Consider the following 26,927-nt stretch of genomic DNA (forward strand, 5'->3'; position numbering starts at 1 on the left):
ATTAATGGGCTTTTCTGCTAAATGTCAGGGAGGCTAATCCCTGTATTTTCCGAGTTGTCGAAAGACAGCCCCATGACCGCTCAGTCCACGAAAACGGGGCGGTCATGGGTTTTGAAAAAAATGGCCATGTCTGGTGTGGAGTGACCCAGGCCTTTCTGGACGCACTTACTGCCGGATTAACCGCTATCAGTAGCGAATCATCACTGACTTGAGCTCGGTGTAGTCATCAATAAACGCACTGCCAAACTCGCGCCCCACACCTGAGGATTTGTTACCTCCGAAGGGCACCGCGGGATCAAGCATTGTGTGCATGTTCACCCACACCGTCCCGGCGTTGATCGCAGGCACCATGCGCAGGGCCTTGCTCAGGTCGTTGGTCCAGAGGCTGGCACTCAAGCCGTAAGGCGTGTTGTTCATCAACTCCAGCAGTTCTTCTTCGGTGTCGTAAGGGAAGAAGGTCGCAATCGGGCCGAATGTTTCTTCGTTGAGCAGCGTGTCGTTGACGCTGTTGGCGAGAATCACCGTCGGTTCAACGTAGCAGCCTGGGCCGTCGATCAGGTTGCCACCGTGAATGATGGTGTTGTTTTCGGCGCGGGCCTTGGCGAAGTACTCGCCGAGTTTCAGCTGATGTTGGCGATTGGTGACCGGGCCGAATTCGGTGAGCTCATCCAGTGGTGAGCCGATGTTGAGCGTGCTCAAGCGTTGGGCCAGTTTGTCCATGACCGGATCGATCTGTGAACGATGGACGAAGAAGCGTTCGGCGGCTGCACAGATTTGCCCGGAGTGCAGGAACCCGGCTTCGATGATGCCATCGGCGGCCTTGTCCAGATCGACATCGCGCAGGAAGCCAGCAGAGTTTTTGCCACCCAGTTCCAGCGTTGCGCGGGTCAACCCGGCGCCCATGGCACTGCGGCCGACGGCAATGCCGGTGGGAACGGAACCGGTAAATGAAACCTTGTCGGTTCCGGGGTGTTCGATCAGTCCCTTGCCCACCAGACCACCGCCCGTCAAAACGTTCAGTGCACCTGCAGGCAAGCCCGCTTCGACGGCCAATTCGGCAATTCGCAGGATGGTCAACGGCGTGAATTCACTGGGTTTGATGATGATGCTGCAGCCGGTCACCAGCGCCGAGGCGAGTTTCCAGATGGCGATCATGGTAGAGAAGTTCCACGGCACGATGCCGACTACCACCCCGACGGGTTCGCGAAGGGTGAAAGCGGTATAGCGTTCGCCAGCGAAGGAGGGCAGTGACGGGGTGATGGTCTGGCCGCTGATCTTGGTTGCCCAGCCAGCGTAGTACCGCAGAAAGTGTGCGGCCTGGTCGACTTCGAAGGCCCGGGATATCTGGATGATCTTGCCCGATTGGCAGGTTTCGATCTGCGCCAGTTCTTCGCGGTTCTGCTCCAGCAGGTCGGCCAGTTTCAACAGCACGTTGCCACGGATTGCCGGTGCCACTTGGGACCATTGCTTGAAGCCGCGGTTGGCCGATTCTACGGCCGCATCGACATCGGCCGGGTCTGCGTCGGCGACTCGGGCGATGACCAGGCCGGTGGCAGGATTGATCACCTCCAGTGTCTGGCTGGAATGACTCTGAACGTAGCCACCGTCGATGAACAACGCATGGTTTCGACTCAGGAAGGCTTCAACTTGAGGCAGCAACGGGATATCGCTCATGGGGTTTTCCTGATGGCGAACAAAGAAAGCCCCGAGACTAATCCATGGGTCTCAGGCTGGCTTGACTGAGCCTGCCCAAGCCTATGTCTGTGGCTGCCAAAGCCATTCCAGGCCTTGGCGTATTGTCTTTGAAAAGTACAATCTTGGCTCTGGAAGGTGCATTTTCTGCTGGCATGGTGAACGCCATACTGGCCCTGCATCCAGCGCTACTCGTCGATTCGGGTAGTTGGCCGGGTATCCAATAATAAGCAGGGCCATCCATGAAAAAGCCAAACCCGCTCCTTGAAGACCTCAAGTCCATTCTGCCGGCCATCGCTGCCAATGCCTTCCAGGCTGAACAGGATCGCAAGGTCCCCGACGAGAACATTGCGCTGCTCAAAAGCATCGGCATGCATCGGGCCTTTCAGCCGAAGAAGTTCGGGGGCATGGAGATATCGCTGCCGCAATTTGCCGACTGCATCGCGTTACTCGCGGGCTCTTGCGCCAGCACCGCCTGGGCCATGAGCCTGCTCTGCACCCACAGCCATCAATTGGCGCTGTTCTCGGCCGAACTGCAGCAGGAAGTCTGGGGCGACGACCCGGATGCCACGGCCAGCAGCAGTATCGCCCCATTTGGGCGTACCGAAGAAATCGACGGCGGCGTGTTGTTCAGCGGCGAAATGGGCTGGAGCAGCGGTTGCGATCACGCCGAGTGGGCGATCGTCGGGTTCCGCCGCAAGAATGCTGAAGGCACTCAGGACTACTGCTTCGCGGTACTGCCGCGCAGTGATTATCAGATACGTGACGACTGGTTCGCCGCCGGCATGAAAGGCAGCGGCACCAAGACCTTGATCATCGACAACGTGCGGGTGCCGGAACATCGCATCCAGAAAGCCAAGGACATGATGGAAGGCAGATCCGCAGGTTTCGGCCTGTACCCTGACAGCAAGATTTTTTACTCGCCGTATCGTCCTTACTTCGCCAGCGGTTTTTCCACCGTGAGCCTGGGTGTTGCCGAGCGGATGCTTGAGGTGTTCCGCGAAAAGACCAAGACCCGCGTGCGTGCCTACACCGGTGCGGCGGTCGGTGCGGCGACTCCGGCGTTGATGCGTCTGGCCGAGTCGACTCATCAGGTGGGCGCTGCCCGGGCCTTTCTCGAGAAGACCTGGCAGGAACACGCCGAACACAGTGAGCAGCAACGCTATCCAAGCCGCGAGACCCTGGCGTTCTGGCGGACCAATCAGGCCTATGCCACCAAAATGTGCATCCAGGCCGTGGACCGGTTGTTCGAAGCCGCTGGTGGTAACGCCTGGTTTGAACAGAACGAGATGCAGCGGCTGTTCCGTGATTCGCACATGACCGGTGCCCATGCCTACACCGACTATGACGTCTGTGCGCAGATTCTTGGCCGCGAGCTGATGGGCCTGGAACCTGATCCGAGCATGATCTGAGCCCGCCTCTCATAACAACAATCAGGACGGCTCATGGAAGCCGTCCGGGAGTCTTGCATGTCTGATAACAGCGTTTGCCAAGCCACTGAAACCACTTTCGACCCACGGGCCTTTCGCCGGGCATTGGGCAACTTCGCTACTGGCGTGACCGTGGTCACAGCCGCCACCGCGTCCGGACGCAAAGTCGGGGTGACCGCCAATAGCTTCAACTCGGTTTCCCTCGATCCGCCTCTGGTGTTGTGGAGCATCGATAAACGCTCCAACAGCCACGAGGTGTTCGAGCAGGCCAGCCACTTTGCGGTCAACGTACTGGCGGCAGACCAGATTGATCTGTCGAACAATTTCGCCCGCCCCAAGGAAGACCGCTTCGCCGAGATCGAATACGAATCAGGGGAGGGCGGCTCGCCGGTATTCGCCGATTGCTCGGCGCGCTTTCACTGTGAGAAGTATCAGCAGGTAGACGGTGGTGACCACTGGATCATGATCGGCAAAGTGGTGGCCTTCGATGATTTCGGTCGCTCGCCGTTGCTCTATCACCAGGGCGCCTATTCGATGGTGCTGCCGCACACCCGCATGACCAAACAAGATGGCAGTCCACGCCCTACTAGTCATTTCCAGGGGCGGCTCAGCCACAACCTGTATTATCTGATGACTCAGGCGGTGCGGGCCTACCAGTCCAGCTATCAGCCCCGGCAGTTGTCTACTGGCCTGCGCACCAGCGAGGCGCGGATGCTGATGGTGCTGGAAAGTGATGCCGGCTTGAGTGCAAACGAACTGCTGCGGGAAGTGGCGATGCCGGTTCGGGAGATTGATGAGGCGGTGGCCAATCTAAAACGCAAGGGATTGGTTAACGATGATGATAGTCGAGTGCGGCTGACCACTGCGGGTATCGAGCAGACCGACGATCTTTGGTCTATTGCACAGGAGCAGCAGGACAAGGTGTTCGCCGATTTCAGCGACGAACAGATCGAAACCTTCAAGGCCGTATTGAAGACCCTGATCAGGCAGTGTTAAGCATTGTCGAAATGCACTATACGGCGCCTCAGGGCGCCGTTTTTCGTGTGCGCCCAACCGGGTCTCAGTTTCGTGTGGGAGGGGTTCAGGAGCTGCGCGGAGCAGCTCCCGAATGGCATCAAAACGGCACAGCTACCGTGAGTTGGCTGTAGACGTTGGTGCCATTGCCACCCACCTGGTTACCGCCATTGCTTGCATCTTTATCAGGCTTATACAGGCCAAGCAGTGGGGTGATGATCAGGTGTTCGTTCGCAGCCCATTCGGCGTACATATCCAGTTCACGGCCATCGAGGTTCAGTGCGTCGTTCTTGTGCAGCGTCTTGAAGTCGAAGAACAGGGCGCCGACAGTCACCGCGTCGACGGGTTTGACCTTCAAGGCAACATGTTGGATTGACGTATTGCTATTGAAGGGGCCCGAGTAGTTGGCGGCGACTTCACCCTGGAACCAGGTGCCATAGCCGCGACTGAACCCATTGAACATCGAATCCCAGTCTTTCGAATAGCGGCTGTAGCGGTAAGTGACGTCGGGCGACCAGGGCAGGTCGGCGAAGGTGTAGCCTGCTTCGGTGTACCAGGCTTTTTCCGGCCCGGCGTCTTTATCCTGCCAGGCATATTCGAAGGAAAAATGCGCGTGTTCGATGCCGGCATTACCCGCTCCGCGCAGGCTGTAGATGTTCATGCCGTCACGCTGTTTCTGGAAGTCGCTGGCGAAGCGGTCATCGACGTCGATGCCGTGAATGTAGGTCAGGCCCAGAGTACCCGGTTCCGCTGTGTACTCCAGGGTTCCAGCAGCCATTTCGGTGTTGGCCTGGGAGCGATTGTCGGACTTGATCCACATCATGCTGCCGTGTACTCCGTCCTTGCCTCCCAGGCGCACAACGGCAGTCTCATCGAATGCATGGCGAGCAGCCAGGTAATAGGCCCCTCCGCGATTGAGCTTGCCGTCGGCAGGTCCCTTGCCAAAATTCAGGCCGTCGTCGTTGATGATGAAACCGTCGCCCAGCGTAATGACCTGGCGTCCAAAGGACAGGTCAACGCCATCCTTGCCCAGAACCGGAAAGAGTTCGCCTGAGCGCCATCCAGCAAACGCTTCATCGAATTTCGTGGTGCGTTCAGTACCGTCGGTTATTCCCGCTGCATCGCCATCACCCCATGTGCCGGAACTCACCAGATTTGCCGTGCCATACACGCTGCCTGCGCCCCCCAGGGTTTGATCAATACTCAGCCCATACTTGATGAAGCCTTCGCGCCAACTGGAGCCGCCGGTGGTGCCGTCATAGTTTTTGCGGCTGTTGAACAACCCGTAAACAGCCAGAAAATTACCAGTCACCTTAGTGTCATTGTCGGCGTAGAACTCGTAGGCGTTGGCTGATGAGTGTGTGATCAGGAGTGCAGCACCCAAGCTGACAGCGGCGGGCAGTGATCGTGTTTTACGCATGTGCTCCATTGTTACGTTCCCCGGTATTGTTGGACAGCCAAATGGTCGAGGGCGCATTAGGGCAATCGTAAAAGGGCCAAGTCTTTCACCTGCGTGCCACAGAATTGACCCTGTCAGCCAGGTAATACGCCTTGGCAGGCAGCAACAAAACCGTCGGCAGACATGGGCAAGACGATGAGGGCGAGAGGGGCGCAAAGTGATTCTGCACACGAAGCCGATTTGATCAGGGACTGGCTGGGGAAGGCGTAAACGCCGGCTCCTTGAACGGCTTAATAATTCCACTAAGAAATCCGCTTTTGAGGATCCGCACCATGTCGATCAATGACAGGCTCACAGAACACCTGAAACGAGGTAGCGTTGGTTTTCCCACCGCGTTAGCCAGCACCATTGGCCTGATCATGGCCAGCCCGGTCATTCTCACGGCCACGATGGGTTTTGGAATTGGCGGCAGCGCTTTTGCGGTGGCCATGCTGATCGCGGTGGTCATGATGCTGGCCCAGGCAACCACCTTCGCTGAGGCCGCCTCGATCCTGCCGACCACCGGTTCGGTCTACGACTACATCAATTGCGGTCTGGGACGGTTCTTCGCAATCACCGGCACGTTGTCGGCGTACCTGATCGTGCATGTGTTTGCGGGCACCGCTGAAACCATTCTGTCCGGGGTCATGGCGCTGGTGAACTTCGAGCACCTCAATACACTGGCGGAGTCTGCCGGTGGTTCCTGGTTGCTCGGCGTAGGATTTGTCGTTGTGTTCGCCATTCTCAATGCCTTCGGCGTCAGCGCTTTCGGCAGGGCGGAGATCATTCTGACCTTCGGCATGTGGACCACGTTGATGGTGTTCGGGGTACTGGGTTTGATCGCCGCGCCGGCAGTGCAACTGGATGGCTGGTTCGGGGTGTCGTTGGTGGGCACGGACCTGATCACAATTCTGTCGCTGGTGGGCATGGCGATGTTCATGTTCGTCGGTTGCGAGTTCGTCACCCCGTTGGCGCCGGACTTGCGCAATTCGGCCAAGGTCATGCCCAAGGCGATGATTTTGGGATTGTTGAGTGTTGCCACCTGCATGTTCATCTATGGCGCCGCGATGAAGCGCCAGGTCGAGAACGTACTACTGGATGCCGCCACAGGCGTGCATCTGCTCGACACGCCCATGGCCATCCCGAAATTTGCTGAGCAGGTCATGGGGCATGTCGGCCCGTTGTGGCTGGGGATCGGCTTTCTGTTTGCGGGCGCAGCGACCATCAACACGCTGATGGCAGGTGTGCCGAGAATTCTCTATGGCATGGCAGTGGATGGTGCGTTGCCCAAGGTGTTCACCTACTTGCACCCACGCTTCAAGACGCCGCTGCTGTGCATTCTGGTGGCGATGCTGATTCCGTGCTTGTACGCCTTTTGGTTGGGTGGCAATACCGACAACATCATGAACCTGGTATTGGCCGCGGTCTGCGCGTGGAGTTTTGCCTATCTGCTGGTAACGCTGTCGGTGGTCAGCCTGCGGATTCGCCGTCCTGATCTGCCACGGGCCTATCGCTCGCCTTTCTTCCCATTGCCGCAGATTCTTTCCAGTGTCGGCATCTTGCTGGGCATGTGGTTCATCACGCCACCTGGAATGAACCCTGCCGATATCTATGTGCCTTTCGGGGTGATGCTCGGCATTGCGGCTGCCTATGCGCTTTTCTGGACGTTGGTGGTGCAGAAAGTCAATCCATTCAAGCCGGCTACCGTTGAAGAAGTGCTGGCCAAGGAGTTTTCCCATGAGCCTGGCAAACATCACAACGGTTATCTCGACCATGCTGCAAAAACTGTCTGAATCATTCAGCGCACGACGTGCCCCGAACGGCTACAGGCCCGGAGTAACGCTTGAGTACTTGCGGCGCAATCTGGGTGTGGCGAGTTTTGCTTCCATGGGCCCGGCCGAGGCAGTGTTTTTTCTCGGAAAGAGCAACCTTCAGGTCGATATTGTCGAGCGCACGGAATCCCAGCTGCTGATGCATCTGGTGATGACTGAGTTTTCTGTCAGGGTGCCTGCCACGGAGCAGGGCAGTGCCCACTTTGATCTGCACCACAGCGGGTCAATTCGACGGACAGGGCTGGTGTGTAAACAACGCACGGGAGCACCTGAGTTGCTGACCAGGCTCCAGGTTCGGTTGCAAGAAGACCCAGTGTTGCATCAATCGCTGATGTCGCTGGATTTCAAGCGCCTTCAGCTCACTCTGGACGGGCATGAATGGCGCGTTCGATTGGAGCATATGGGCGGTAGCGAGGTGGTCAACCGGATGCCGTCATTCCGGCGTTACATCGCCTTGAGCGGCGTGCAGCGTGATGTGCTGTTGAATGTTCTGATGGGCCTGCAACGCACATTACGCACGCTCTAATTTGAGATTTGGCATCATTAATGCCTCTGCAATCGGCACCCTGTACTTGTTGCGCACATATAGATAACATGTTAACTATCGCACAACAAAAACAATAAGCCATTGTGGAGATACCATGAGCATCAATGAGTCTACGCAATATGGATTGGAAACCTGGACGCGTGATCTGCGAGCGGCGTGCGGTCATTTCGATACTGAATTGGCTTACAACCGATCGCTTTTCATCGGCGAGGTTTCCAAGCGGTCCCAGGACCGTCTCTCCCTGGCAAACCTGCGCACCAATGCAGGTTTGATCAGGCGCGAACGGCCTAACGCCGACCACGATAATGATCAGCATTGCTTTCTCGTGAGCCAACGCAGTGGCTATTGTCAGATTGCGCAGAATGGCCAGGTCATTCAGCTGGCGCCGGGCGATATGTTGCTCATGGACTCGACCGGCTCGATTGAGATAACCCCGTTCGGGTTGATCGAACATGCGTCCCTTTCTCTGTCACGCAATGAGGTGTGCAAGCAACTGGGAAGCGGGTCGAAAACCTTTGGCAAGATTTCTTCCAGCAAGGCCTGCGGCCGAATGCTCCATGTGCTGATGGACCAACTGTGCCGGGAGGGCCTGGATGGCCAGGACTCCATTGGCGAAGGCGAGGCCCTGCAATCGGCGTTCGTTTCGTTGCTGGGTTCCGCATTCGAAACGGACAACGCGCCGGGTGACAGCAGTGCGTCCTTGCAGGGTAACAATCTGCGCAGCTACGTTCAGAAAGTCATCGATGAGTCCCTGACTCAGCCTGGCCTGAGCCCCGTGGGTCTGGCCAGTCGATTGAACATTTCCGTTCGCCATCTGTATCGTTTGTTTGAAGAGCAGGACGACAGTGTCTGCCGTTACATTCAGCGTGCGCGGCTCAAACGCAGCGCTGATGATTTGACTAATCCATTTCTAAAAAGCGAGTCGATCACCTCTATTGCCTACAAGTGGGGTTTTACCGATTCAGCCCACTTCAGCCGGTCGTTCAAGAAGCAGTTTGAGCTGTCGCCCAAGGACTTTCGCTCGACGCATCTACAGCAGGCGGTAGGGGCGGCGTAGGTCGTGAAGTCTCTACGACATTCGACTCGAGATTAATGTTAATAAATTAATTGACTGGCGTTCGATTGAGTTCAGGATAAAGTTTTCGAGCGCCAGGAAAGGTCATGATTTCTTCAGCCAGCGGTAACCAATCCAATGCGTAGTTTGTCATCTCTCATGCGCTGGTCGATGTCAGGGAATCCTGCGACATGAAGCCACTCACCCCTTCGGCCGCCAACATTTGCGCCGTCGCTGTCGAACATTTTGCCGATCATGGTTACGACGCTTCATCCCTCAACGAGATCGCCGTCATGGCCGGCATGCGAAAGGCATCGCTTTACGCGCATTTCAGCAGCAAGGATGCCTTGTTCGAGAGGGTGTTCAAGATTGCACTCGGACATGAACAGCAGCATGTCGCGGCTTGCTTTGAAGAAGAGGGCGGGCGCGCAGGAGTGCCCGGTCAACTGCACGTCGAGTGTTTGATTGGACGCTATGAAGCATCGGCGCACCTGCGATTTCTATTGCGCACCGCCTACTTTCCTCCAGCAGATATCCGTGCCGTCATCACGCTTGGATTCGAGGCTTACCTGGCGCAGATTCGCCAGTATTTTCAACGCGCAACGCGGGACCGGTACACATGGACGGCGGCTCATCCCGAGCAACTTGAGGTGTTCTGCGACGCGTACCTTGGCATCGTCGACAGTCTGCATGTGGAGCTTATCTATGCAGCGCCGCAGACATACGTAAAACGGCTCGCAGCCTTGTTGCGAGTCTTCAGTGATTCACTGTCGATGCTCGAAGGTGCAAGCCGTGGCTGAACATGAATGTCAGGTTTTTGCTGCTTGGTGAATCGATGCAATCACACCTCGGGCAAGGTCGATCCACCATCCACAACGATTGTCTGCCCAGTGATGTAGGCCGCCAGATCAGACGCCAGAAAGAGCATGGCCCCTGCAATATCTTCCGGTTTGCCAAGACGACCCAACGGAACCCGGCTTGCGATGTCGTCGTTGACCTGGCCGTCGCCAAGATTGTCCATGGCAGGCGTGGCGATCATGCCTGGCTCGACCCCATTGACGCGCACCTTATTGCCAGCAAGCTCCAAAGCGGCATTTCGAATAAACCCGTTAACCCCGGCCTTCGACGCCGCATAGTGGCTGAGCCCCGGATAGGCTACCCGTGGCCCGGTCACTGACGAGGTCACCAATACGCAACCGCCACCCTGACGCTGAAACATCGGCAAGGCCGCCTGGGTCAACCAAAACAGCGCCGAGAGGTTGACTGCCAGCGTGCGCTCAAGAATGGCAGGGGTGATCTCGGCGAATGGCGTCAACGGAAAGTAACCGGCGTTGTGGATCAGAATATCCAGGCGACCCCAGTCTCGTTCCAACCGCTGAACCTGTTCGAACACAGCCGTAGCATCGGCCAGGTCAATCTCGGCGGCCTCAACCCGGCACGCTCGCGCAGTCAAGTCCGCCGCGAGTGCCCGAGCCTGTGGCAGACGCAGGTCAGCGATCATCACTCGCGCTCCGCGCAATGCGAAAGCTTCGACGATTGCCCGGCCGATTCCTTGTGCGCCACCGGTGACCAGCACCGTTTTCCCGCTGAAATCGAAGTCTTCAGGCATTGGCGTTCTCCATGTGAGCGTAGGCCAGGGTCGGTACATCGACGATGCTCGAACCACCGTCGGCAACCAGGGTTGCTCCGGTAATGATCGAAGCGTCGGGGCTGGCCAGGAAGCGGCAAACCCTGGCGATCTCTTCGGCACTGGCGGGACGTCGTAAAGGCACGTCAGCGCAAACCCGGGCATAGGCTTGCTGTAGCGTGTCGCCATAGAGACTCATCAACGGCTGCATTTCTTCGTCGGCCATCGGGGTAGTGACCCAGCCTGGACACACAGCGTTGACGCGTACGCCGCGCGGCCCGTAGTCCCTGGCCATGGAGCGATTGAGCCCGAGCAGTGCATGTTTGGCAGTGGTGTATCCACACACTTCGGGGCCGGCGGCCAGTGAGGCAATCGAGCCAATCATCACAATGTTGCCGGCACTTTCGATCAGCAACGGCAGGCAAGCGCGGGCGCTGTAGAACGCGCTGTCCAGATTGCTACGCAACGAGGCTTCCCAGATTTGCGGGCTAGTCTGCGTGGCGCTGCCCACCCCATGACCACCGGCACAAGCGAGCAGCACATCAAGTCGACCGTAACGCTCACGGATCTGCGTGATAAACCCATCCCAGGTATCTGCACAGGCAGCATCGCCGATCAGAATCAGACCGCCGGTTTCCCGGGCGACCTGTTCCAGTGGCTCGCGGCGCCGACCGATCAACACCAGATTGGCGCCTTCGCCTGCGTACAGTCGGGCGCAGGCGGCACCGATGCCGGTTCCTGCACCGGTAATGACAACCGTGCGTGGCTCAGGCATCGGGATACTCCGTGCGGTTGAGGACCTGGCAGTAGGAGCTGACCGGGAAGTTCGACAGTTCGTCGAAGGACGAACCGGCATAACCGAAGATTTTTCCGTCGCTGCGGTGCTGTTGCAGGTCGATCAACACCAGGCCGAGGGTCGGGATGATCTTTTCGCGCCAGACGAACAGATACAGCTGATCGGCAATCTTGTAGTAGTGGCAACGATCGGTATCACACAAGCCTTGCTCGACGCCCTTGAGGCACTGCCAGGAGTAGAACTGATCATTGAGGTAGATGTGTTCGTAGACTTCGCTGGGGCTGTAGCGATACAGGTTGCGCAACCCGGTCAGTTCCCGGGTCGGGGCGTGTGGGCATTGGCCTTCCTGCCATGGGCGGTCGAGGCTGCCGTGGAGGAAGTCTACTTGCACCGACGTCAAGGCCTTGCCGGCCAGTGCGCGACTGTAAAGCCCTTCCTCGGTTTGCGCTTGGGCTGGCATGCGTCCGATCACGGCGGTGAACGACGACGTAGCGGTGTCCACTACCAGGCTCACGGACCAGGCTTGATCGGCTTCGCGTTTGATGAAGTCGACGAGATACAGGCCCGGCCTAACAGAAGTGGCCCTGTACGCAGCGGATCCACTGGAGTGACCGTCGGCGGCTTTCCAGTGCAGCAGCTGCGCTTCAAAACGATGCTCGATCTGCCAGCCGTTGGCGAAGTGCAACGTGAAGGTCTTGCCGTTGAGATCGGCGAGGTTGGGCAGGATAAAGGCTTCTGGGGCGAATCCGTCAGCGAGGGCACCTACGGTGATCCAGTCAGAATTTGTAGTCATTGCATGGCTCCGGTTGTGTAATCGACAACCTGGATCATGCCGCCCGAATACTGACTCGCCTATCAACCAGATGGTTGAACCGGCTTATAAAAATAGCGCTCCCACCAGTTCAGTACGGCTGGTTACCCCGGTCTTGCGGAACAAGTTGATCAAGTGAGTCTTGATGGTTGGCAAACCGACTTCCAACTCCTGGGCCAGTTGCTTGTTGCTGGCACCCTGACTCAACAACAGTGCGATCTGGCGCTCTTTAGGTGTCAGTCCGATCAGCGAGTTTTCATGCGGTTGCATATTGGCTACGGCCATTTGTAGCAACGACTGCAAGGCATTGAGCTGGGCTAATTGAGCGGGGGTGAAAGCGCCTTGCGCGGCCGTGCGCAGCAACGAAATCGCGGCCTTAGGCTGGCCTGCACGATGAGCGAGAACTTCGACTACATCGACTACGCCGTAGCGTTGCAGGAAGTCCCGATAGCGACGGCTGTCCCGCGCGGGCTGTCGAGCCATGGCCAGACCCAGAGGCACCACCGTCAAGCCACTCGACAGGCAATTGCGTGGTTGTAGCGGGTCGTATTGGCGGTAGTTGTCCAGATAATCGCGATGCATTTCGCCACTCATGCCGTGCAACTGAAAGTCACGGGCTTGCAGTTGGCGGTCGACACAATAGAACGCGGCCTGACTGGCCGGAACGAGTTGAGTGAAAGCCTGCAGGCAGTGGCCGGCGACTTCCTGAGCAGGGATGGCGTTCATGGTCAGCAACCCTCGCCAAAAAAAGCTGCCGGCAGAAACCGGCAGCGGGGATCGATCAGACGACAGCGAAATAATGCTTCACGAAGCTTTCGCTGACAACTTCCCAGAGCACCGGGGTGCCTTTGTTTACGAACCAGCTGTCGCCAGCCGCGTAGCGGGTGCTCTGCCCAGTGGATTCGTCCGTCAGAACCACTTCGCCTGTGACCACGGTCGCTTGTTCGGCAAATGGATAAACCATCCGGAACTTGCCCTGGGTCGTGCCGAAGTAAGCACTGCTGATCGGGTCGGTCGGCGCACCGAAAGTCATTTTCCCGAAGGCTTTGACTTCGCCTTCGAGGATTTCTGAACCGAGGTCAGCGACAGTGCCCCAGGCATCGAGCTCGGACAGTTGGATGTCTTTCTTGAGGGTGGTAATAGGCATGGCAGTTTTCCTGTGATTGAAAGGGTCGGGATCAACGGCGACCGTTGAAATAGCCCGAAAGTTGATGAAGGCTTTTGCCTGCTGTCAGCAGCAAGGGCCGGATGTGATCCTTGCCCATGATCTGCGCATGTTTGACCGAGCTGATCAGGTCATAACGAGAGGATCCTTCGCTCATGCCCTCAGCCAATATCTTGCAGATGATATGGCTCGGCGTGACGCCGAAGCCGGCGTAACCCTGAACATAAAATGCGTTTTTGCGGCCGCTGAGTGTGCCGATCTGCGGAAACAGGTTGGCACCCGTTGCCATAGGGCCACCCCATGCCAGGTCGATTCTCACGTCCTTCAGGTACGGGAAAATTTTCAGCATGAGGTTGCGGTTCCATGCCTTCAGATCCTGAGGGATGTGCTCGACGAGGGGCGTCGCGGCACCGAACAGCAGGCGGTTTTCATTGGTGACACGGTAGTAGTCGATGACCGGACGAATATCGCTGTAGGCGCCGCGTATCGGGCTGATGCGGTTGATCATTTCGTCCGACAGCGGTTCGGTCATTAATTGGAAGGCGTAGGTGTTCAGCGTGGTCTTGTGCAGCTCGGGCTCCAGTTTGTTGAGGAAACTGTCACAGGCCCAGAGCAACTTCGAGGCCTTCACCGAACCCCGGCCGGTGCGCACCGTGATGCGCTCGCCATAGCTGACTTCCAGCGCCGGGCTGTGTTCGTAGATGCGCGCACCGTGCCCGACCAGCGCCTTGGCTTCGCCCAGCAACAGATTCAATGAATGTACGTGGCCACCGCCCATGTGCAGCAACGCACTGGTATAGGCGTCGGAGCCGATGATCTGTTTGACCTCGGAGCCCGCCATGAAGCGGATTTCGTCCTTGGTATTGATCGACTTGAAGTCCTTCTCCCAGGCACGCAGGGTATTTTCCTGGCGGGCGTTGAAGCCCATGTAGCCGTAGCCGTTGCAGAAGTCCGCATCGATCGAGTATTTGGCGATTCGGTCCTTGATAATGCCAGCACCCAGCTCGCTGATTTCAAAGATCTCGCGCAGCCCTTGCTCGCCGACCTGGGGCTTGATCTTCTCCAGGTCGTGACCGATACCGGCCATGATCTGTCCGCCATTGCGGCCAGTGCCACCGAACCCCAGATATCGAGCTTCGAGCACCACAATGTTGGTGATGCCTTTTTCAGCAAGTTCCAACGCGGTATTGATGCCGGAAAAGCCGCCGCCAATCACCACGACATCCGCTTCCACATCCTGTTCGAGCGTGGGGAAACTCAGGTTGTATTTTTTGGTTGCCGAGTAGTAGGTAGGCGTTTCGATATTGATCATGGCGCAGCCTGGAAAAGTGAAGGGAAACTCAACTGCAGGGCTTGCAAGAAGCTCTGTACCTGTTGAGGTGTATTAACTGCCTTCCGACCGGTAGGTGTCTTGATCCTCTATGCCGCCGGTTTTGATCGTGGCTGCCAAGGCCCGGATACATCGACATCGGCGCAGTGCTGGAATATAGTTCACATATTAATAATCATCGAATTCGAACCCATTCAATGCCCAAGTCGCGCCCATCATTGACACTCACATTGCTCCAGGCTCGCGAAGCCGCGATGGGGTTTTTCCGTCCCTCGTTGAATCAACACGGCTTGACCGAGCAGCAGTGGCGGGTGATTCGGATCCTGAGTCAGCACGATGAACTGGAGATCAATCGCCTGGCTGAGCTGGCCTGCATCCTCAAGCCGAGCATGACCGGTGTGCTGGTGCGCATGGAGGCGGCCGGCATGGTAGAGCGGCGCAAGGCGCAACAGGATCAACGCAGAGTGCTGGTAAGGTTGGCGCAGAAGGGCGAGGCTTGCTTCAACTCGATGAGCCAGAGCATGGAAGCGAACTATCAGCGGTTGCAGGCGGGGTTTGGCGAGGAGAAGTTGCAGACGCTACTGACGTTGCTCAACGAGTTGAAAGCGCTCAAGCGTTAATCAGCACCAGTCCCCAGCAATGCGCTGGGGTGGTTGGTGATTGTCATACAGGCATTCCAGGTTTGGTCGATGCCGTCAGTACACGCCACCGGAACTGGTAGGCACAGGACCCTCCTTGAATGTGGCAGCCAAGGTTTGCAGGCCACGCATCAAGACGGTGGTGTCAACGCCCACTGCAACAAACGCCGCACCCAGTTCGATGTAGCGCTTGGCCAGTTTCTGGTCCGCGCTGAGAATGCCGGCCGCTTTGCCGGCCTTCTGGATGCGCAAGATGGCGTCCTCGATAGCAGCCTGCACTTCAGGATGCCCCGGGTTGCCGCGGTAACCCATCGAGGCACTCAAATCCGCCGGCCCGATAAACACGCCGTCGACCCCGTCTACTGCCGCAATGGCATCCAGATTGGCCAGGCCCTCGCGATTTTCGATCTGCACGAGCAGGCACATTTGTTCGTCGGCTTTGTCGAGGTAGCCTGGAATGCTGTTCCAGCGCGACGCGCGTGCCAGTGCACTGCCGACACCGCGAACACCGTTGGGTGGATAGTGGATTGCTCGAACCAGCTCCCGTGCCTGGTCCGCGTTTTCAACCATCGGTACCAGCAACGTCTGCACACCGATATCGAGCACTTGTTTGATCAGTGCCGTGTCGCCGATGACCGGGCGAATCACCGGATGGCTGGGGTAGGGCGCCACGGCCTGAAGCTGGCCGAGCATCCTGCGCAGATCATTGGGCGCATGTTCGCCATCGATCAAAAGCCAATCGAATCCGGCGTTGGCGGCCAACTCAGCGCAGTAGGCATCTGCCAGACCAAGCCAAAGGCCGATCTGCGCTTCACCGCTTTTCAGGCGAAGCTTGAAGGTGTTGATGGGCATGTCCATTGTGGAGGCCTCCAATCAAACGAAACGACAGGCAATCGAGCCCAGCATGTCGTAATCGACATGGAAGGTATCGCCAGGGTTGGCCGCCACAGGGCGGGTAAAGGAACCACCGAGGATGATCTGCCCTGGCTGCAGGGTGACGTCGTAGGCCGCCAGTTTGTTCGCCAGCCAGGCCACGCCCTTCGCCGGGTGGTTGAGCACCGCTGCGGACACTCCGGATTCCTCGATCACGCCGTTGCGGTAAAGCACCGCGGGCACTTTGCGCAGGTCGATCTCCGTGGGACGCACGGCACGGCCACCCATGACCACGCCAGCGTTGGCGGCATTGTCGGAAATGGTATCGAACACTTTGCGGGTCACTTTGCTGTGCGGATCGACCTGCTGGATGCGCGCATCAATGATTTCCAGCGCCGGTATTACCCACTCGGTGGCGTCCAACACATCAAAAACCGTTACGTTCGGGCCTTTCAGGGGCTTGCCGATAATGAACGCCAATTCGACCTCAACGCGCGGGACGATAAAACGCTCGAACGGAATGTCAGTGCCTTCTTCGAAGAACATGTCATCGAGCAGTGCGCCGTAATCCGGCTCGGTGATGTTCGAGGACACTTGCATCGCCCGGGAGGTCAGGCCGATTTTGTGCCCGACCAGTTTGCGGCCGTCCTTGATCTTTTGCGCCACCCAGGCACGTTGAATGGCGTACGCATCTTCGATGGTGATATCTGGATGGTCCAGGGAAAACTGACGGACCTGCTCGCGTGTACGCTCGGCCTGGTCGAGGCGGGCGGCGGCTTGCTGAATGAGTTGTTGATCAAGCATGACAATGATCTCTTACTGAGGATTGACGATGGCGGCCTGGGTGCGCAGCACCAGAAAACCACCGAGAGCGATGAGCAGTGCCAGGACGTACAGCGCCAGGCTGGAACTCTGTGTTGTGTCGCGCATCCAGCCGATCAGATAGGGCGCGAAGAACGATGCGATGCTGCCAAAGGAACTGATCAGGGCAATGCCTGCGGCCTGGGTGCTGTTGGACAGGAACGCCGGGGGCAGTTGCCAGAACATCGGTAGCGCGGCGCTGGCGCCCATGCCGGCGACGATCAAGCCTCCCAGCACCAGGGGCGGGTCAGTGGGGGCGAGCCCGGCGACGGCGATACCGGCAGCAGCCATCAGCAGTGGCACACAGAGGTGCCAGCGGCGTTCGCGCTGACGATCGGATGAGCGTCCGCAGCCAATCATGAAGAAACAACCGGCCAGGTAAGGCACGGCACTGAGTAGGCCGACCTTGCCGTCGCTGCCGATCCCGGCACCGTGAATCAGTGTTGGCATCCAGAACGCCAGGGTGTTGACCGCCAGCATCACCGCGAAATACACCGCCACCAGCAGCCAAACTTGCGGGTTCCGAAGGATGGCAGAAAACGATGTGATCGATTTTCGGTGTTCTTCCCTGTTCAGTTGTTCGCGCAGTTGCTGCTTCTGCTGCGTCGTCAGCCACCGGACTGTCTCGAAGCTGTCCGGCAAGCATTTGAGGACTACGAGCCCGAGCAGAATGACCGGCAACCCTTCAATGACGAACATCCATTGCCAGCCGCGCATGCCGCCAAAGTCGTGGAAGTGTTCGAGAATGCCGCCTGAAAGAGGACCGCCGATGACACCGGCCATGGGCACGGCGATTGCGAATAATGCAGTGATTTGCGCTCGACGACCGGCGGGATACCACCGGTTCAGGAACACCAGAATGCCTGGGAAGAAACCCGCCTCGGCCACCCCGAGCAAAAAGCGCAGGACATAGAATTGCGCAGCGCTGTCGATCAAAAACATGCACGTGGACAACGCTCCCCACACCACCATCAGCGTGGCAATCCAGCGTCGCGGGCCGACGCGATCAAGGGCCATGTTGCTCGGTACGCCAAACAGCGCGTAGGCAACGAAGAACAGCCCGGCGCCGAAGCCATAGACCGTGTCGCTGAAACTCAAGTCAGCGCTCATCTGCATCTTGGCAAAGCCAATGTTGATCCGGTCGAGGTGGGCGAAGAGGTAGCAGATCAACAGCAGCGGCATCAGGCGCCAGGTGATGGTGCTGTGAGTGTGGTCGTGTGCATCGGTGTCGAGGGTGTCGGCGGTATTGGCTGTGCTCATGGTTTTATACTTTTTGTCTGAGAGGCCGTTGAAACGAAAGGTGGTTTGCCTTAACGGGCCTGAGCCTTTAGAAAGGCGTGCACGTTGTTTTCCTTGAAGTTGAGCTGCTCGTGCAGTTCGATCATTTCAAATGACAATGCCAGCAGGCGCTGGGCCTGTAGGTCGGCGAAGTGCCCGGTGATCACCTCAAACAGTTGTTCCGCGACTTTTTGGCGGGTGGCCAGGTCGCGGCCATGGCCAACCTTCAAGGTCATGTGCACGAAGGCGTAGTCATGCTTGCCGTCGGCCATGCGCCAGGTGTCCAGGCGTACGCCTCGGCTGCGGATGCCGCCCAGTGGAAACACGCCGCTGTCGCCCAGTGTTTGGTGGACTTTTTCGAACAGGCCAGGCAGGTCGGCTTGCTGTTCAATGTTGTCGGTGTACTCAGCAATGAAGTGGGGCATGAACGGCTCCTTGCGGGCCGCGCGGGAATGCCGTGCGGCCGGACGGGTTAAACGGGGAAAATGGCGTTGATCTGGCCGGTGCCCGAGCTACCGAAGGGCTCGGTAATGATCTCGGCAGGCTTGTTGTAGTCAGCTCCGCCGAGCAAGCCGAGGAGCATGGCGGTGTCATGCATCTTGCCTTCGCCGAAGCAGTGCTCGGCATAGTCCGGGAGCATGGCGCAGAACTCTTTCCATCGGCCCTGGCGCCAAAGCTCCACTACGTGCAGATCGACTTGTTTATCGAATTCACGGGTCCAGTTATGGATATTGGCTTCGGCATTGCGGTCGTCGGAAAAGCGGTGCGAGAGTGATCCTGAGGCCAGCACCAGTACTTTGCGGTCACTCTTTTCGATCGCTCGGCGTACGGCGGCACCGAAGGTGAAGCTGTCTTGCAGGCGATGCCAGGCACACCAGGCGGCAATCGAAACGACATTGAATTTCTGTTCTTGCGGTACGCCCATGTGCATGTAGCGCATCGGCACCAGGGTTCCGTATTCCAGCTCCAGGCTCGGGATGTTGTGGGCCAGGGTGCGCACATCGGCAGCGTTGGCTTCAGCGGCGATCAGCTCGCCCAATTCAGGGCAGCCCGGGTACTCGTACTCCATGTTTTTGATGAAGTGCGGCAGTTCGTTACTGGTGTAGACACCTTTGAAGTGTTCGCCACCGTTGACGTGGTAAGCACTGTTGACCAGCCAGTGCACGTCGAACACCACAGCGGTGTCTGCACCCAGTTCACGGGCGCGACGGCCGATTTCCTTGTGCCCTGCAATCGCCGCTTCACGACAGCCATGGTGCTTGCCGGGAAGCTCCGACAAATACATCGAGGGTACGTGGCAGATTTTCGCAGCCAGGACGACTTCGCCCATGATGATTCTCCTGAAATTGTTGTTATGCGGTTCAACTCGGCGTTAGGTGAAACCGCGAAGGGCTAATGCGCGGCCCCTTGCGGGTTTCAGCAATCGGTAGTGCGTTTACAGGCCCCAGCGTGGAATGTGATGGCTGCCCATCGAGATGCAGACGTTTTTGATCTCGGCGAACACTTCGAAGCTGTATTGGCCGCCTTCACGCCCGGTGCCGGAACCCTTCACACCACCGAATGGCTGACGCAAGTCACGCACATTCTGACTGTTGATGAACACCATGCCAGCCTCGATACCATAGGCCAGACGATGCGCCTTGCCGATGTCCTGGGTCCAGATGTAGGACGCCAGGCCATACTCGGTGTCGTTGGCCAGTTGCAGGGCTTCGGCCTCATCCTTGAATGGAATCAGGCACACCACCGGGCCAAAGATTTCTTCCTGGGCAATGCGCATCTTGTTGTTCACATCGGCGAACACCGTCGGCTGGATGAACTGGCCCTTGGCGAGGTGCGCAGGCAAGTTGGCCGGACGCTCCAGGCCGCCAGCGAGGAGGGTGGCGCCCTCTTCGATACCGATCTTGATGTAGCCGGTGACCTTGTCGTAATGGGCCTGGGTGATCATCGAGCCGACCTGGGTTTTCGGATCTTGCGGGTCGCCAACGATCAAGCGTTTGGCGCGAGCGGCAAATTCGGCGACGAACTGCGGATAAACGCTTTCCTGGATGAAGACCCGGCTACCGGCGGTGCAGCGTTCGCCGTTCAGCGAGAAGATGGTGAACAACGCCGCGTCCAGCGCGCGTTCCAGGTCCGCGTCTTCGAAAATCAGCACCGGCGACTTGCCGCCCAGCTCCATGGAGTACTTTTTCAAGCCTGCGGTCTGCATGATCTTTTTGCCGGTAGCGGTGCCGCCGGTGAAAGAAATCGCACGTACATCGGGGTGCCGAACCAGCGCATCCCCCGCTGTGGCGCCATAACCCTGAATGACGTTGAGGACACCGTTGGGAATGCCCGCTTCGACGGCCAGGCGACCCAGTTCATTGGCGGTCAATGGCGACAGTTCAGACATTTTCAACACAGCGGTATTGCCCAGTGCCAGGCACGGCGCGGTCTTCCAGGTCGCCGTCATGAACGGCACGTTCCATGGCGATACCAGGCCGCAAACACCCACTGGTTGATAGAGGGTGTAGTTGAGCATCTGGTCATCGACCGGGTAGCTGTGCCCGTCCATGCGCGTGCAGACTTCGGCAAAGAAATCGAAGTTATGCGAAGCGCGCGGAATCAGTACATTTTTGGTCTGGTGAATCGGCAGGCCGGTATCGAGGGTTTCCAGTTCGGCCAGGTGCGGCACATTTTGCTCGATCAGCTCGCCAAGCTTGCGCATCAGGCGGGCACGTTCCTTGGCGGGCGTGCCGGCCCATTTTGGAAACGCTTCCTTGGCCGCCGCTACAGCTTGAGCGACTTCCTCGGCACCGCCGCTCGCCACTTCACCGATAGCCTCACCGGTGGCCGGGTTGTAGTTGACGAACACGTCTTTGCTTTCGACCTCACGGCCGTTGATCCAATGTTTGATCATGGTGCTCAAGCCTCTTTCCGGGCGGAGAAGAACTCCGCTTCGCTGACAATTCGATTAACCAGGCGACCTACGTCTTCAACTTCCACAATCACTTCATCACCTGGTACCACATCAGCCAGGCCTTCAGGCGTGCCGGTTGCGATCATGTCGCCGGGCTGCAGGGTCATGAAGCTGGACAGGTATTCGATCAAGTAAGGGATGTCGAAAATCATGTCCTTGGTGCTGCCTTCCTGGCGCAGTTCACCGTTGATCCAGGTGCGCAGCTTCAGGTTGCTCGGGTCCGGGACGTCGGCGACGTCGACGATCCACGGGCCGACGGGGGTCGTGGCGTCGCGGTTCTTCACCCGCAGGTTGGGCCGGTAGTAATTTTCGAGGTAGTCGCGAATCGCGTAGTCGTTGCACACCGTGTAACCCGCCAGGTATTCCAGGGCGTCTTCACGTTTGACGTTGCGTGCCGGCTTACCGATGACGGCAACGAGCTCGCACTCGTAGTGCATGTAGGCAACGTTATCCGGACGCCAGGTCACTTGGTTGTGGCCGGTGTAGGTGCCAGGCGATTTGATGAATGCCAATGGCTCGGTGGGCGGCTTGAAGGCCAATTCTGCGGCGTGATCGGCGTAGTTCAAACCAAGGGCAAACATGCTGCCAGTGGCGGGTGGCAACCACTGCACCTGATCTTCAGTCAGCAGGCGGCCGTCGGCCAGGCGTACGGTGTTGTTGTCTTCGACATGGACGAGGTGAACCTCACCTTCAAAGCTTATACGGGCGTGTTTCATGGAGGCTCCTGTTACTCGGCCACGATGTGGTTGACGAGACGGCCAAGGCCGCCGATTTCGACTTCGACGGTGTCGCCGGGTTGAACATCGACACGGCCTTCCGGCGTGCCGGTAATCAGCACATCACCTTCATGCAGCGTCATGAATTCACTGATCTCTGCAATCAGTTGAGGAATGTTCCGAACGAAATTGGCGGTGTTGTTTTGCTGGCGAATTTCGCCATTGACGTAGAGCGTGATGGCCAGGCTGTGCGGGTCGGCAAACTGAGCGGTCGGCACCAGTTCAGGCCCGATGGCACAGAAACCATCACGGCATTTGGCTTTGACGGCGGGGCGGTAGTAGCTGTCTTCCGGCAGGCTGAATTCATTGACGATGGTGTAGCCGGCCACGTGGTCGAGTGCTTGCGCCGCGTTGACGCGGCTTGCACTCGTGCCGATGACCACGGCGAGCGACGGTCCAGGCTGCAGACGTTCGCCATTGCCTGGGTGCACAACCTTGGCGCCATGCTGATTGCGCGTGTTAGGCGTCTTGATAAACAGCACAGGCTTCACCGGCGGCTTCTGATAAGGCGGCTGTTCGAATTCGGCGAGGCGCTGCTTCAGCAGTCCCTGATAGTTCAGCGCGACACCAAAAAGGGTGCCGGTCGCGACGTCATGCAAGGCACGGCTCATGCTTTTCTCCTGGGAGAGCCCTGAGGGCCCATGATTTTGTTAATGTGTTAACAGTTATAATTAATATGTTAACTATCGTCAAGCGTGTCAGACTGGTTGTGCAGTGGTTGCCACAGCCAATTCGGTGCAGGATGGAGGCGACTGCAATGCATGAATCAGAATAAAAACGAGTAGCCAGCAATGACTGACCGTCAACCGATCCCGAACATCAACATTGGCCAGGTGTACGACCAGCGCTACAGCGACGCTGAAGTCCATTACGACAAGCTGGGTAACCTGGCGGGTTTCTTCGGCCGCAACATGCCGGTGCATCGGCATGACCGGTTCTTCCAGGTTCACTATGTGAAAAGCGGCACGGTGCGGGTGTATCTGGACGACCAGCAATACGTGGAGTCCGGGCCGATGTTCTTCCTGACGCCACCGACCATCCCCCATTCCTTCGTGACCGAGGCCGACAGTGACGGGCACGTGTTGACGGTGCGTCAGCAACTGGTGTGGCAATTGATCGACGCCGATCCCAGCCTCGCGCCTGCTGGGGCGCAGTTTCCGGCGGTGTGTGTCGCGCTGTCTCGCCTTGGGCCGGAATACGCCGCTGAGGTGCGCCGTCTTGAATATCTGTTCGAGGAACTGAGTGAGGAGGTCGTGACTGAGCGCCCGGGACGCAGTTCTGCCCTCGACGGCTTGACGCGATTGCTCATGATCAGTCTGCTGCGACTGTGCCCTAACTCGTTGAAGGCTTCGCCAGCACGGCACGAAGACCTGAGAATCTTCCACCGCTTCAATGAATTGATCGAAGCCCACTACCAGCAGCACTGGCCTTTGTCGCGTTACGCTGAAGGCATCGGGGTTACCGAAGCACGACTCAACGATGTGTGCCGACGAATTGCCGACCTGCCTTCCAAGCGCCTGATCATGGAGCGCCTGATTCAAGAAGCGAAACGACTGTTGTTGTTTACCGGGGGCTCTGCCAATGAAATCTGCTATCAGCTCGGGTTCAAGGATCCGGCCTACTTCAGTCGATTCTTCCAGCGCCACGTGCAGTTGACACCGGGGGAGTATCGCCAGCGCCAATCGGGTTTGCGTTGAACAGGGCATAGGCTTTTTGGCTTTGGTCGGGTTGATCTTGTACGGATCATCATGACCACCGCAGCGCTGCGACAGAATGGCTTTTACGGGGAACCGATTGCACTTTTCACAGGCGCATTGCTGCCAGGCAATGTCGGGTTGAGCAAAGTCGTAAAATGGTTAACAAGATAATAACCGAGCCTTGCTCGGCAGCTTGCGCCTGATGGCTGGCGACACTAAGCTGCCGACTCGCCCATTCAAGTAGTTCGATTATGGCTAACCCCAGACCTTCACTGACGCTGACCTTGTTGCAGGCTCGCGAAGCCGCAATGGCTTTCTTCCGCCCGGCTCTCAACAAGCACGACCTCACCGAACAGCAGTGGCGGATCATTCGGATACTGCGTCAGCAGGGCGAACTTGAAAGCCATCAACTTGCACATCAAGCCTGCATTCTAAAGCCGAGCATGACTGGTGTTTTGACTCGTTTGGAGCGAGATGGTCTGGTGCGTCGGCACAAGTCCAGCGAGGATCAACGGCGGGTTCTCGTTGCGCTCACGGAGCGCGGTCAGCAGTGCTTTGTCTCAATGAGTGACGGCATGGAAGGCAACTACCTCAGGATTGAAGAGCAATTTGGTGCGGAAAAAATGCAGCAGCTTCTGGCTTTGCTCAATGAGTTTAAAAATATCAAACCTTGACCGGCGCCTGATAATACAATCACAGTCGCTAACTACCCTTGTACTCCTTGTTGCATCAGCTTACTGATATCGGTTTTCAAGGGCTACGGCAATAGGTATGCCAGTCCAGAAGGATTGGTCGCAATCCATTATGCTAAAGCGCCCGACTCAGCCTGGATTTTGACTTGAGGTGCGTATCTTCGCCTTCATCGCCGTTAACTGCCCAATTCAGGAGCGCCGGGCACTCAGTTGCCACGGCGGCAGCAGATTGGAGTATTTCGCTTGAGCAGTGACATAGATGGGCTTCATTCACTTAAGTTGAGTGAAATACGCTTTATTAAAACTGTTATAAATCAAATACTTAGAATCATCGTTAGCATGGGGTGCTAGGGGTCGAGTGTTCGAATCACTCCGTCCCGACCATATTTTTCAATGATTTAGCCCAATCTTCACCGGTTGGGCTTTTTCATGTCTGAAAAAATACTCCCACATTTACTCCCACGGATATTCTGGATCTAGGTAGCTTTGGTATCTCAAGGGCTGTGAGCTAGCGACAGCTTCGGCACTACCTTGCGCCAGCTTTGGCACAAGCAGCAACGATGTGTGTTATTTGAAATCAGGACCTTCGGGTCCTTTTTTCGGTGCGCCCAGCATGGGCGCAATCTTGTGGCTAAAAATCCCGCGGGAATGCAAAGCCAGGCAACAGGCGAAAGATGTGATTCATCTCTGTCGTGGAGACGCAAAGCAGGCTACGTGTACGATCCGGGGGGCCTTCGACACCAGCTAGTAGTGATCCTAGCTCTAGCATGTGACGGGCATACTGATAGCCATTTACCATCGGCATGATGGCAGTTATCCTGAATACACGAGAACAGCCGGTTGTTATTTCAGGGAAAGGATATGAAGGACGTCATTGGCTTTTTTGCTTACGCGTCAACGCCTGTCGAGATAGGGCAAACCATTGAGAGTGCTGTTGCTACCAGCTCAAGAACCAATACGAAAACGGTTGTGTCTACCTGGAGGGCCTTGGACATCGTCGGTCACTTCATCTCTGACGAAGTGCTGGCAAGTATTGATGCAGCCGATTTCCTGGTTGCTGACATCAGTGAGCTAAATTTCAACGTCACGTATGAAATTGGCTACGCCCTTGGTAAATCAAAGCGCGTTCTGCTTGTCAAAAACAAAAGCCTTCAGTCGCAGGGGTTGAAAATTTCAGACGTCGGTATTTTTGACACCCTTGGGTTTCAGGAATACCAGAATTCGCCTGAGCTGAGCGGTTTTTTGAACAACGCATCAGCCTGGAAATCGATTGACGTGTCTGCTGCGCTCAATCTCAAAGCACCGGTTTATTTGTTGTATACACCACACAAAACCGACTGGTCGACACGCATCACCTCGAGGATCAAAAAGGCAGGTTTCATCTTCCGCAACTTTGATCCAAACGAAACTCCCAGGCTTTCGGCCTATGACGCGATCAATCAGGTCGCACAATCCTATGGGGTTGTGGTTCCGTTGCTATCTACTGGGGCGACAGGAGCGGCCATCCACAACATGCGAGCCGCCTTCATTGCTGGTTTGGCCGATGGCATGGGCAAGGCGATGTGCATTCTTCAGTCAGGCGATGATCCGGTCCCAGTGGATTACCGAGACTTTGTCCAGGTCACCTACCATCCGAATGATGTTAACCGCGCCATTGAGGTGTTTGCGTCCGATGTGACCCAAGCGTTTCAGCAGCTTGAGGCTTCCGGCGCGAAACCCGAGCGGTCATTCATCAAAAAGCTCAATCTCGGTGCGACCTCAGCCGAGAACGAAATGCGGGATCTCGAACGTTATTATCTGGAGACCGATCAGTTTCTGAAATCGTTGCGTGGCGAAGCGCATTTGGTCGTCGGTCGTAAGGGTTCTGGAAAATCAGCCATCTTTCTTCAAATCAGGGATGCCGAGCGCGACAAGAACCGAAACAAAAATATCGTTTTGGATTTGAAGCCAGACGGCTACAAGCTCATCAAATTCAAAGAACGCATCCTTCAGTTTCTTGCCGAAGGCACCTACCAGCACACGATCACCGCATTTTGGGAGTACGTGCTACTGCTGGAAATTTGCTACAAGATTTTGGAAAAAGACAAACAGCGTCACATCCATGATCATCGGTTGTATGAAGGCTATCGCGAGCTCGCCGAGCTGTATCGGGGAGAAGATTACGATTCAGAAGGCGATTTTTCCGAGCGTATGTCGATGCTCATGGAGAAAATCTACTCCGAATACCAATCCAAATACGGTTCAACCGAAAGTGTCAATCTGAGCTCATTCGAAGTGACCGAGCTCCTGTACATGTTGCCGCTGACCGAAAACTGACCCAGTAAAGGCTGTTCTGCCGACTGAAAACTGACCCAGGTGTTCAACTGCTTCTGCTCAATTTTTGAGCAGGAGAACACAGGGTGATCAGCATGGAAATGATG

Annotated in this window: 26 protein-coding genes; 10 read left to right on the forward strand and 16 right to left on the reverse strand. The window is 57.1% G+C overall.

Features of this window, described 5'->3' with window-relative positions; translation table 11 throughout:
* Positions 1-186: 186 nt before the first annotated feature.
* Positions 187-1,674, reverse strand: a complete 1,488-nt coding sequence (locus KGA88_RS17390) for an aldehyde dehydrogenase family protein (protein ID WP_154910142.1) — start codon at positions 1,672-1,674, stop codon at positions 187-189.
* A gap of 260 nt (positions 1,675-1,934) precedes the next feature.
* On the opposite strand from KGA88_RS17390, the gene KGA88_RS17395 reads away from it, so the two are divergent.
* A complete protein-coding gene (locus KGA88_RS17395) occupies positions 1,935-3,104 on the forward strand; it encodes a p-hydroxyphenylacetate 3-hydroxylase oxygenase component (protein WP_154910144.1) in 1,170 nt (389 codons plus the stop codon).
* A gap of 57 nt (positions 3,105-3,161) precedes the next feature.
* Complete coding sequence (locus tag KGA88_RS17400; RefSeq protein WP_154910145.1) at positions 3,162-4,118, forward strand: p-hydroxyphenylacetate 3-hydroxylase reductase component; 957 nt, start codon at positions 3,162-3,164, stop codon at positions 4,116-4,118.
* A gap of 118 nt (positions 4,119-4,236) precedes the next feature.
* Here the strand turns inward: KGA88_RS17400 and KGA88_RS17405 are convergent, their stop codons facing one another.
* Entirely contained in the window at positions 4,237-5,565 is a 1,329-nt protein-coding gene (locus tag KGA88_RS17405) for an alginate export family protein (RefSeq protein WP_154910146.1), read from the reverse strand.
* Between the two features lie 302 nt (positions 5,566-5,867).
* Between KGA88_RS17405 and KGA88_RS17410 the strand changes: the two genes are divergently transcribed.
* The 4 genes from KGA88_RS17410 to KGA88_RS17425 all read left to right on the forward strand — a co-directional run bounded on the left by KGA88_RS17410 (position 5,868) and on the right by KGA88_RS17425 (position 9,807).
* Positions 5,868-7,367: an APC family permease gene (locus KGA88_RS17410; protein WP_223593034.1), complete on the forward strand. Its 1,500-nt coding sequence runs from the start codon at positions 5,868-5,870 to the stop codon at positions 7,365-7,367.
* Positions 7,312-7,932, forward strand: coding sequence for a DUF3156 family protein (locus tag KGA88_RS17415; RefSeq protein ID WP_223593036.1), 621 nt, complete (start codon positions 7,312-7,314; stop codon positions 7,930-7,932). Before KGA88_RS17410 ends, KGA88_RS17415 begins: the two co-directional genes overlap by 56 nt.
* A gap of 115 nt (positions 7,933-8,047) precedes the next feature.
* On the forward strand, positions 8,048-9,010 hold the full coding sequence (gene feaR / locus KGA88_RS17420; protein ID WP_154910148.1) for a transcriptional regulator FeaR: 963 nt from the start codon (positions 8,048-8,050) through the stop codon (positions 9,008-9,010).
* A gap of 188 nt (positions 9,011-9,198) precedes the next feature.
* Positions 9,199-9,807: a TetR/AcrR family transcriptional regulator gene (locus KGA88_RS17425; RefSeq protein ID WP_154910149.1), complete on the forward strand. Its 609-nt coding sequence runs from the start codon at positions 9,199-9,201 to the stop codon at positions 9,805-9,807.
* A gap of 41 nt (positions 9,808-9,848) precedes the next feature.
* On the opposite strand, the gene KGA88_RS17430 is transcribed toward KGA88_RS17425, so the two are convergent.
* The 6 genes from KGA88_RS17430 to KGA88_RS17455 all read right to left on the reverse strand — a co-directional run bounded on the left by KGA88_RS17430 (position 9,849) and on the right by KGA88_RS17455 (position 14,718).
* On the reverse strand, positions 9,849-10,616 hold the full coding sequence (locus KGA88_RS17430) for an SDR family oxidoreductase (protein ID WP_154910150.1): 768 nt from the start codon (positions 10,614-10,616) through the stop codon (positions 9,849-9,851).
* The gene (locus KGA88_RS17435) at positions 10,609-11,409 is read right to left on the reverse strand and encodes an SDR family NAD(P)-dependent oxidoreductase (protein ID WP_154910151.1); all 801 of its coding nucleotides are present in this window, start codon (positions 11,407-11,409) and stop codon (positions 10,609-10,611) included. The genes KGA88_RS17430 and KGA88_RS17435 overlap by 8 nt, the downstream gene beginning before the upstream one ends.
* Positions 11,402-12,223, reverse strand: a complete 822-nt coding sequence (locus KGA88_RS17440) for a molybdenum cofactor biosynthesis F family protein (RefSeq protein ID WP_154910152.1) — start codon at positions 12,221-12,223, stop codon at positions 11,402-11,404. Before KGA88_RS17440 ends, KGA88_RS17435 begins: the two co-directional genes overlap by 8 nt.
* A gap of 84 nt (positions 12,224-12,307) precedes the next feature.
* The gene (locus KGA88_RS17445; protein ID WP_154910153.1) at positions 12,308-12,967 is read right to left on the reverse strand and encodes a helix-turn-helix transcriptional regulator; all 660 of its coding nucleotides are present in this window, start codon (positions 12,965-12,967) and stop codon (positions 12,308-12,310) included.
* Between the two features lie 55 nt (positions 12,968-13,022).
* Positions 13,023-13,388: a cupin domain-containing protein gene (locus tag KGA88_RS17450; protein WP_223593038.1), complete on the reverse strand. Its 366-nt coding sequence runs from the start codon at positions 13,386-13,388 to the stop codon at positions 13,023-13,025.
* A gap of 31 nt (positions 13,389-13,419) precedes the next feature.
* Positions 13,420-14,718: an NAD(P)/FAD-dependent oxidoreductase gene (locus KGA88_RS17455; protein WP_223593040.1), complete on the reverse strand. Its 1,299-nt coding sequence runs from the start codon at positions 14,716-14,718 to the stop codon at positions 13,420-13,422.
* 215 nt (positions 14,719-14,933) lie between these two features.
* Between KGA88_RS17455 and hpaR (KGA88_RS17460) the strand changes: the two genes are divergently transcribed.
* Complete coding sequence (gene hpaR, locus KGA88_RS17460) at positions 14,934-15,356, forward strand: homoprotocatechuate degradation operon regulator HpaR (protein WP_154910156.1); 423 nt, start codon at positions 14,934-14,936, stop codon at positions 15,354-15,356.
* A gap of 75 nt (positions 15,357-15,431) precedes the next feature.
* Here hpaR (KGA88_RS17460) and hpaI read toward each other — a convergent pair whose 3' ends face one another.
* The 8 genes from hpaI to KGA88_RS17500 form a co-directional block, all read right to left on the reverse strand.
* Positions 15,432-16,232: a 4-hydroxy-2-oxoheptanedioate aldolase gene (gene hpaI, locus KGA88_RS17465; RefSeq protein ID WP_154910157.1), complete on the reverse strand. Its 801-nt coding sequence runs from the start codon at positions 16,230-16,232 to the stop codon at positions 15,432-15,434.
* A 15-nt stretch (positions 16,233-16,247) separates the two neighbouring features.
* The gene (hpaH, locus tag KGA88_RS17470; RefSeq protein WP_223593042.1) at positions 16,248-17,051 is read right to left on the reverse strand and encodes a 2-oxo-hept-4-ene-1,7-dioate hydratase; all 804 of its coding nucleotides are present in this window, start codon (positions 17,049-17,051) and stop codon (positions 16,248-16,250) included.
* Positions 17,052-17,063: 12 nt separating this feature from the next.
* The gene (locus tag KGA88_RS17475; RefSeq protein ID WP_223593044.1) at positions 17,064-18,368 is read right to left on the reverse strand and encodes an MFS transporter; all 1,305 of its coding nucleotides are present in this window, start codon (positions 18,366-18,368) and stop codon (positions 17,064-17,066) included.
* Positions 18,369-18,418: 50 nt separating this feature from the next.
* On the reverse strand, positions 18,419-18,811 hold the full coding sequence (locus KGA88_RS17480; protein WP_154910160.1) for a 5-carboxymethyl-2-hydroxymuconate Delta-isomerase: 393 nt from the start codon (positions 18,809-18,811) through the stop codon (positions 18,419-18,421).
* A gap of 47 nt (positions 18,812-18,858) precedes the next feature.
* A complete protein-coding gene (gene hpaD, locus KGA88_RS17485) occupies positions 18,859-19,716 on the reverse strand; it encodes a 3,4-dihydroxyphenylacetate 2,3-dioxygenase (protein WP_154910161.1) in 858 nt (285 codons plus the stop codon).
* Between the two features lie 105 nt (positions 19,717-19,821).
* On the reverse strand, positions 19,822-21,282 hold the full coding sequence (gene hpaE, locus KGA88_RS17490; protein ID WP_223593046.1) for a 5-carboxymethyl-2-hydroxymuconate semialdehyde dehydrogenase: 1,461 nt from the start codon (positions 21,280-21,282) through the stop codon (positions 19,822-19,824).
* 5 nt (positions 21,283-21,287) lie between these two features.
* Complete coding sequence (locus tag KGA88_RS17495; protein WP_154910163.1) at positions 21,288-22,058, reverse strand: fumarylacetoacetate hydrolase family protein; 771 nt, start codon at positions 22,056-22,058, stop codon at positions 21,288-21,290.
* Positions 22,059-22,069: 11 nt separating this feature from the next.
* Complete coding sequence (locus KGA88_RS17500; RefSeq protein WP_223593056.1) at positions 22,070-22,729, reverse strand: fumarylacetoacetate hydrolase family protein; 660 nt, start codon at positions 22,727-22,729, stop codon at positions 22,070-22,072.
* 180 nt (positions 22,730-22,909) lie between these two features.
* On the opposite strand from KGA88_RS17500, the gene hpaA reads away from it, so the two are divergent.
* The 3 genes from hpaA to KGA88_RS17515 all read left to right on the forward strand — a co-directional run bounded on the left by hpaA (position 22,910) and on the right by KGA88_RS17515 (position 26,823).
* Positions 22,910-23,815 carry a 4-hydroxyphenylacetate catabolism regulatory protein HpaA gene (gene hpaA, locus KGA88_RS17505; RefSeq protein WP_223593058.1) on the forward strand — a complete coding sequence of 302 codons (906 nt, stop codon included), beginning with the start codon at positions 22,910-22,912 and terminating at the stop codon, positions 23,813-23,815.
* 251 nt (positions 23,816-24,066) lie between these two features.
* Positions 24,067-24,489, forward strand: a complete 423-nt coding sequence (gene hpaR / locus KGA88_RS17510) for a homoprotocatechuate degradation operon regulator HpaR (protein ID WP_154910166.1) — start codon at positions 24,067-24,069, stop codon at positions 24,487-24,489.
* Positions 24,490-25,368: 879 nt separating this feature from the next.
* The gene (locus KGA88_RS17515; RefSeq protein WP_223593061.1) at positions 25,369-26,823 is read left to right on the forward strand and encodes a nucleoside 2-deoxyribosyltransferase; all 1,455 of its coding nucleotides are present in this window, start codon (positions 25,369-25,371) and stop codon (positions 26,821-26,823) included.
* The last annotated feature ends 104 nt before the right edge of the window (positions 26,824-26,927 follow it).

Origin of the sequence: Pseudomonas sp. A-R-19 (genome assembly GCF_019956575.1) — a bacterium.
Lineage (GTDB): Bacteria > Pseudomonadota > Gammaproteobacteria > Pseudomonadales > Pseudomonadaceae > Aquipseudomonas.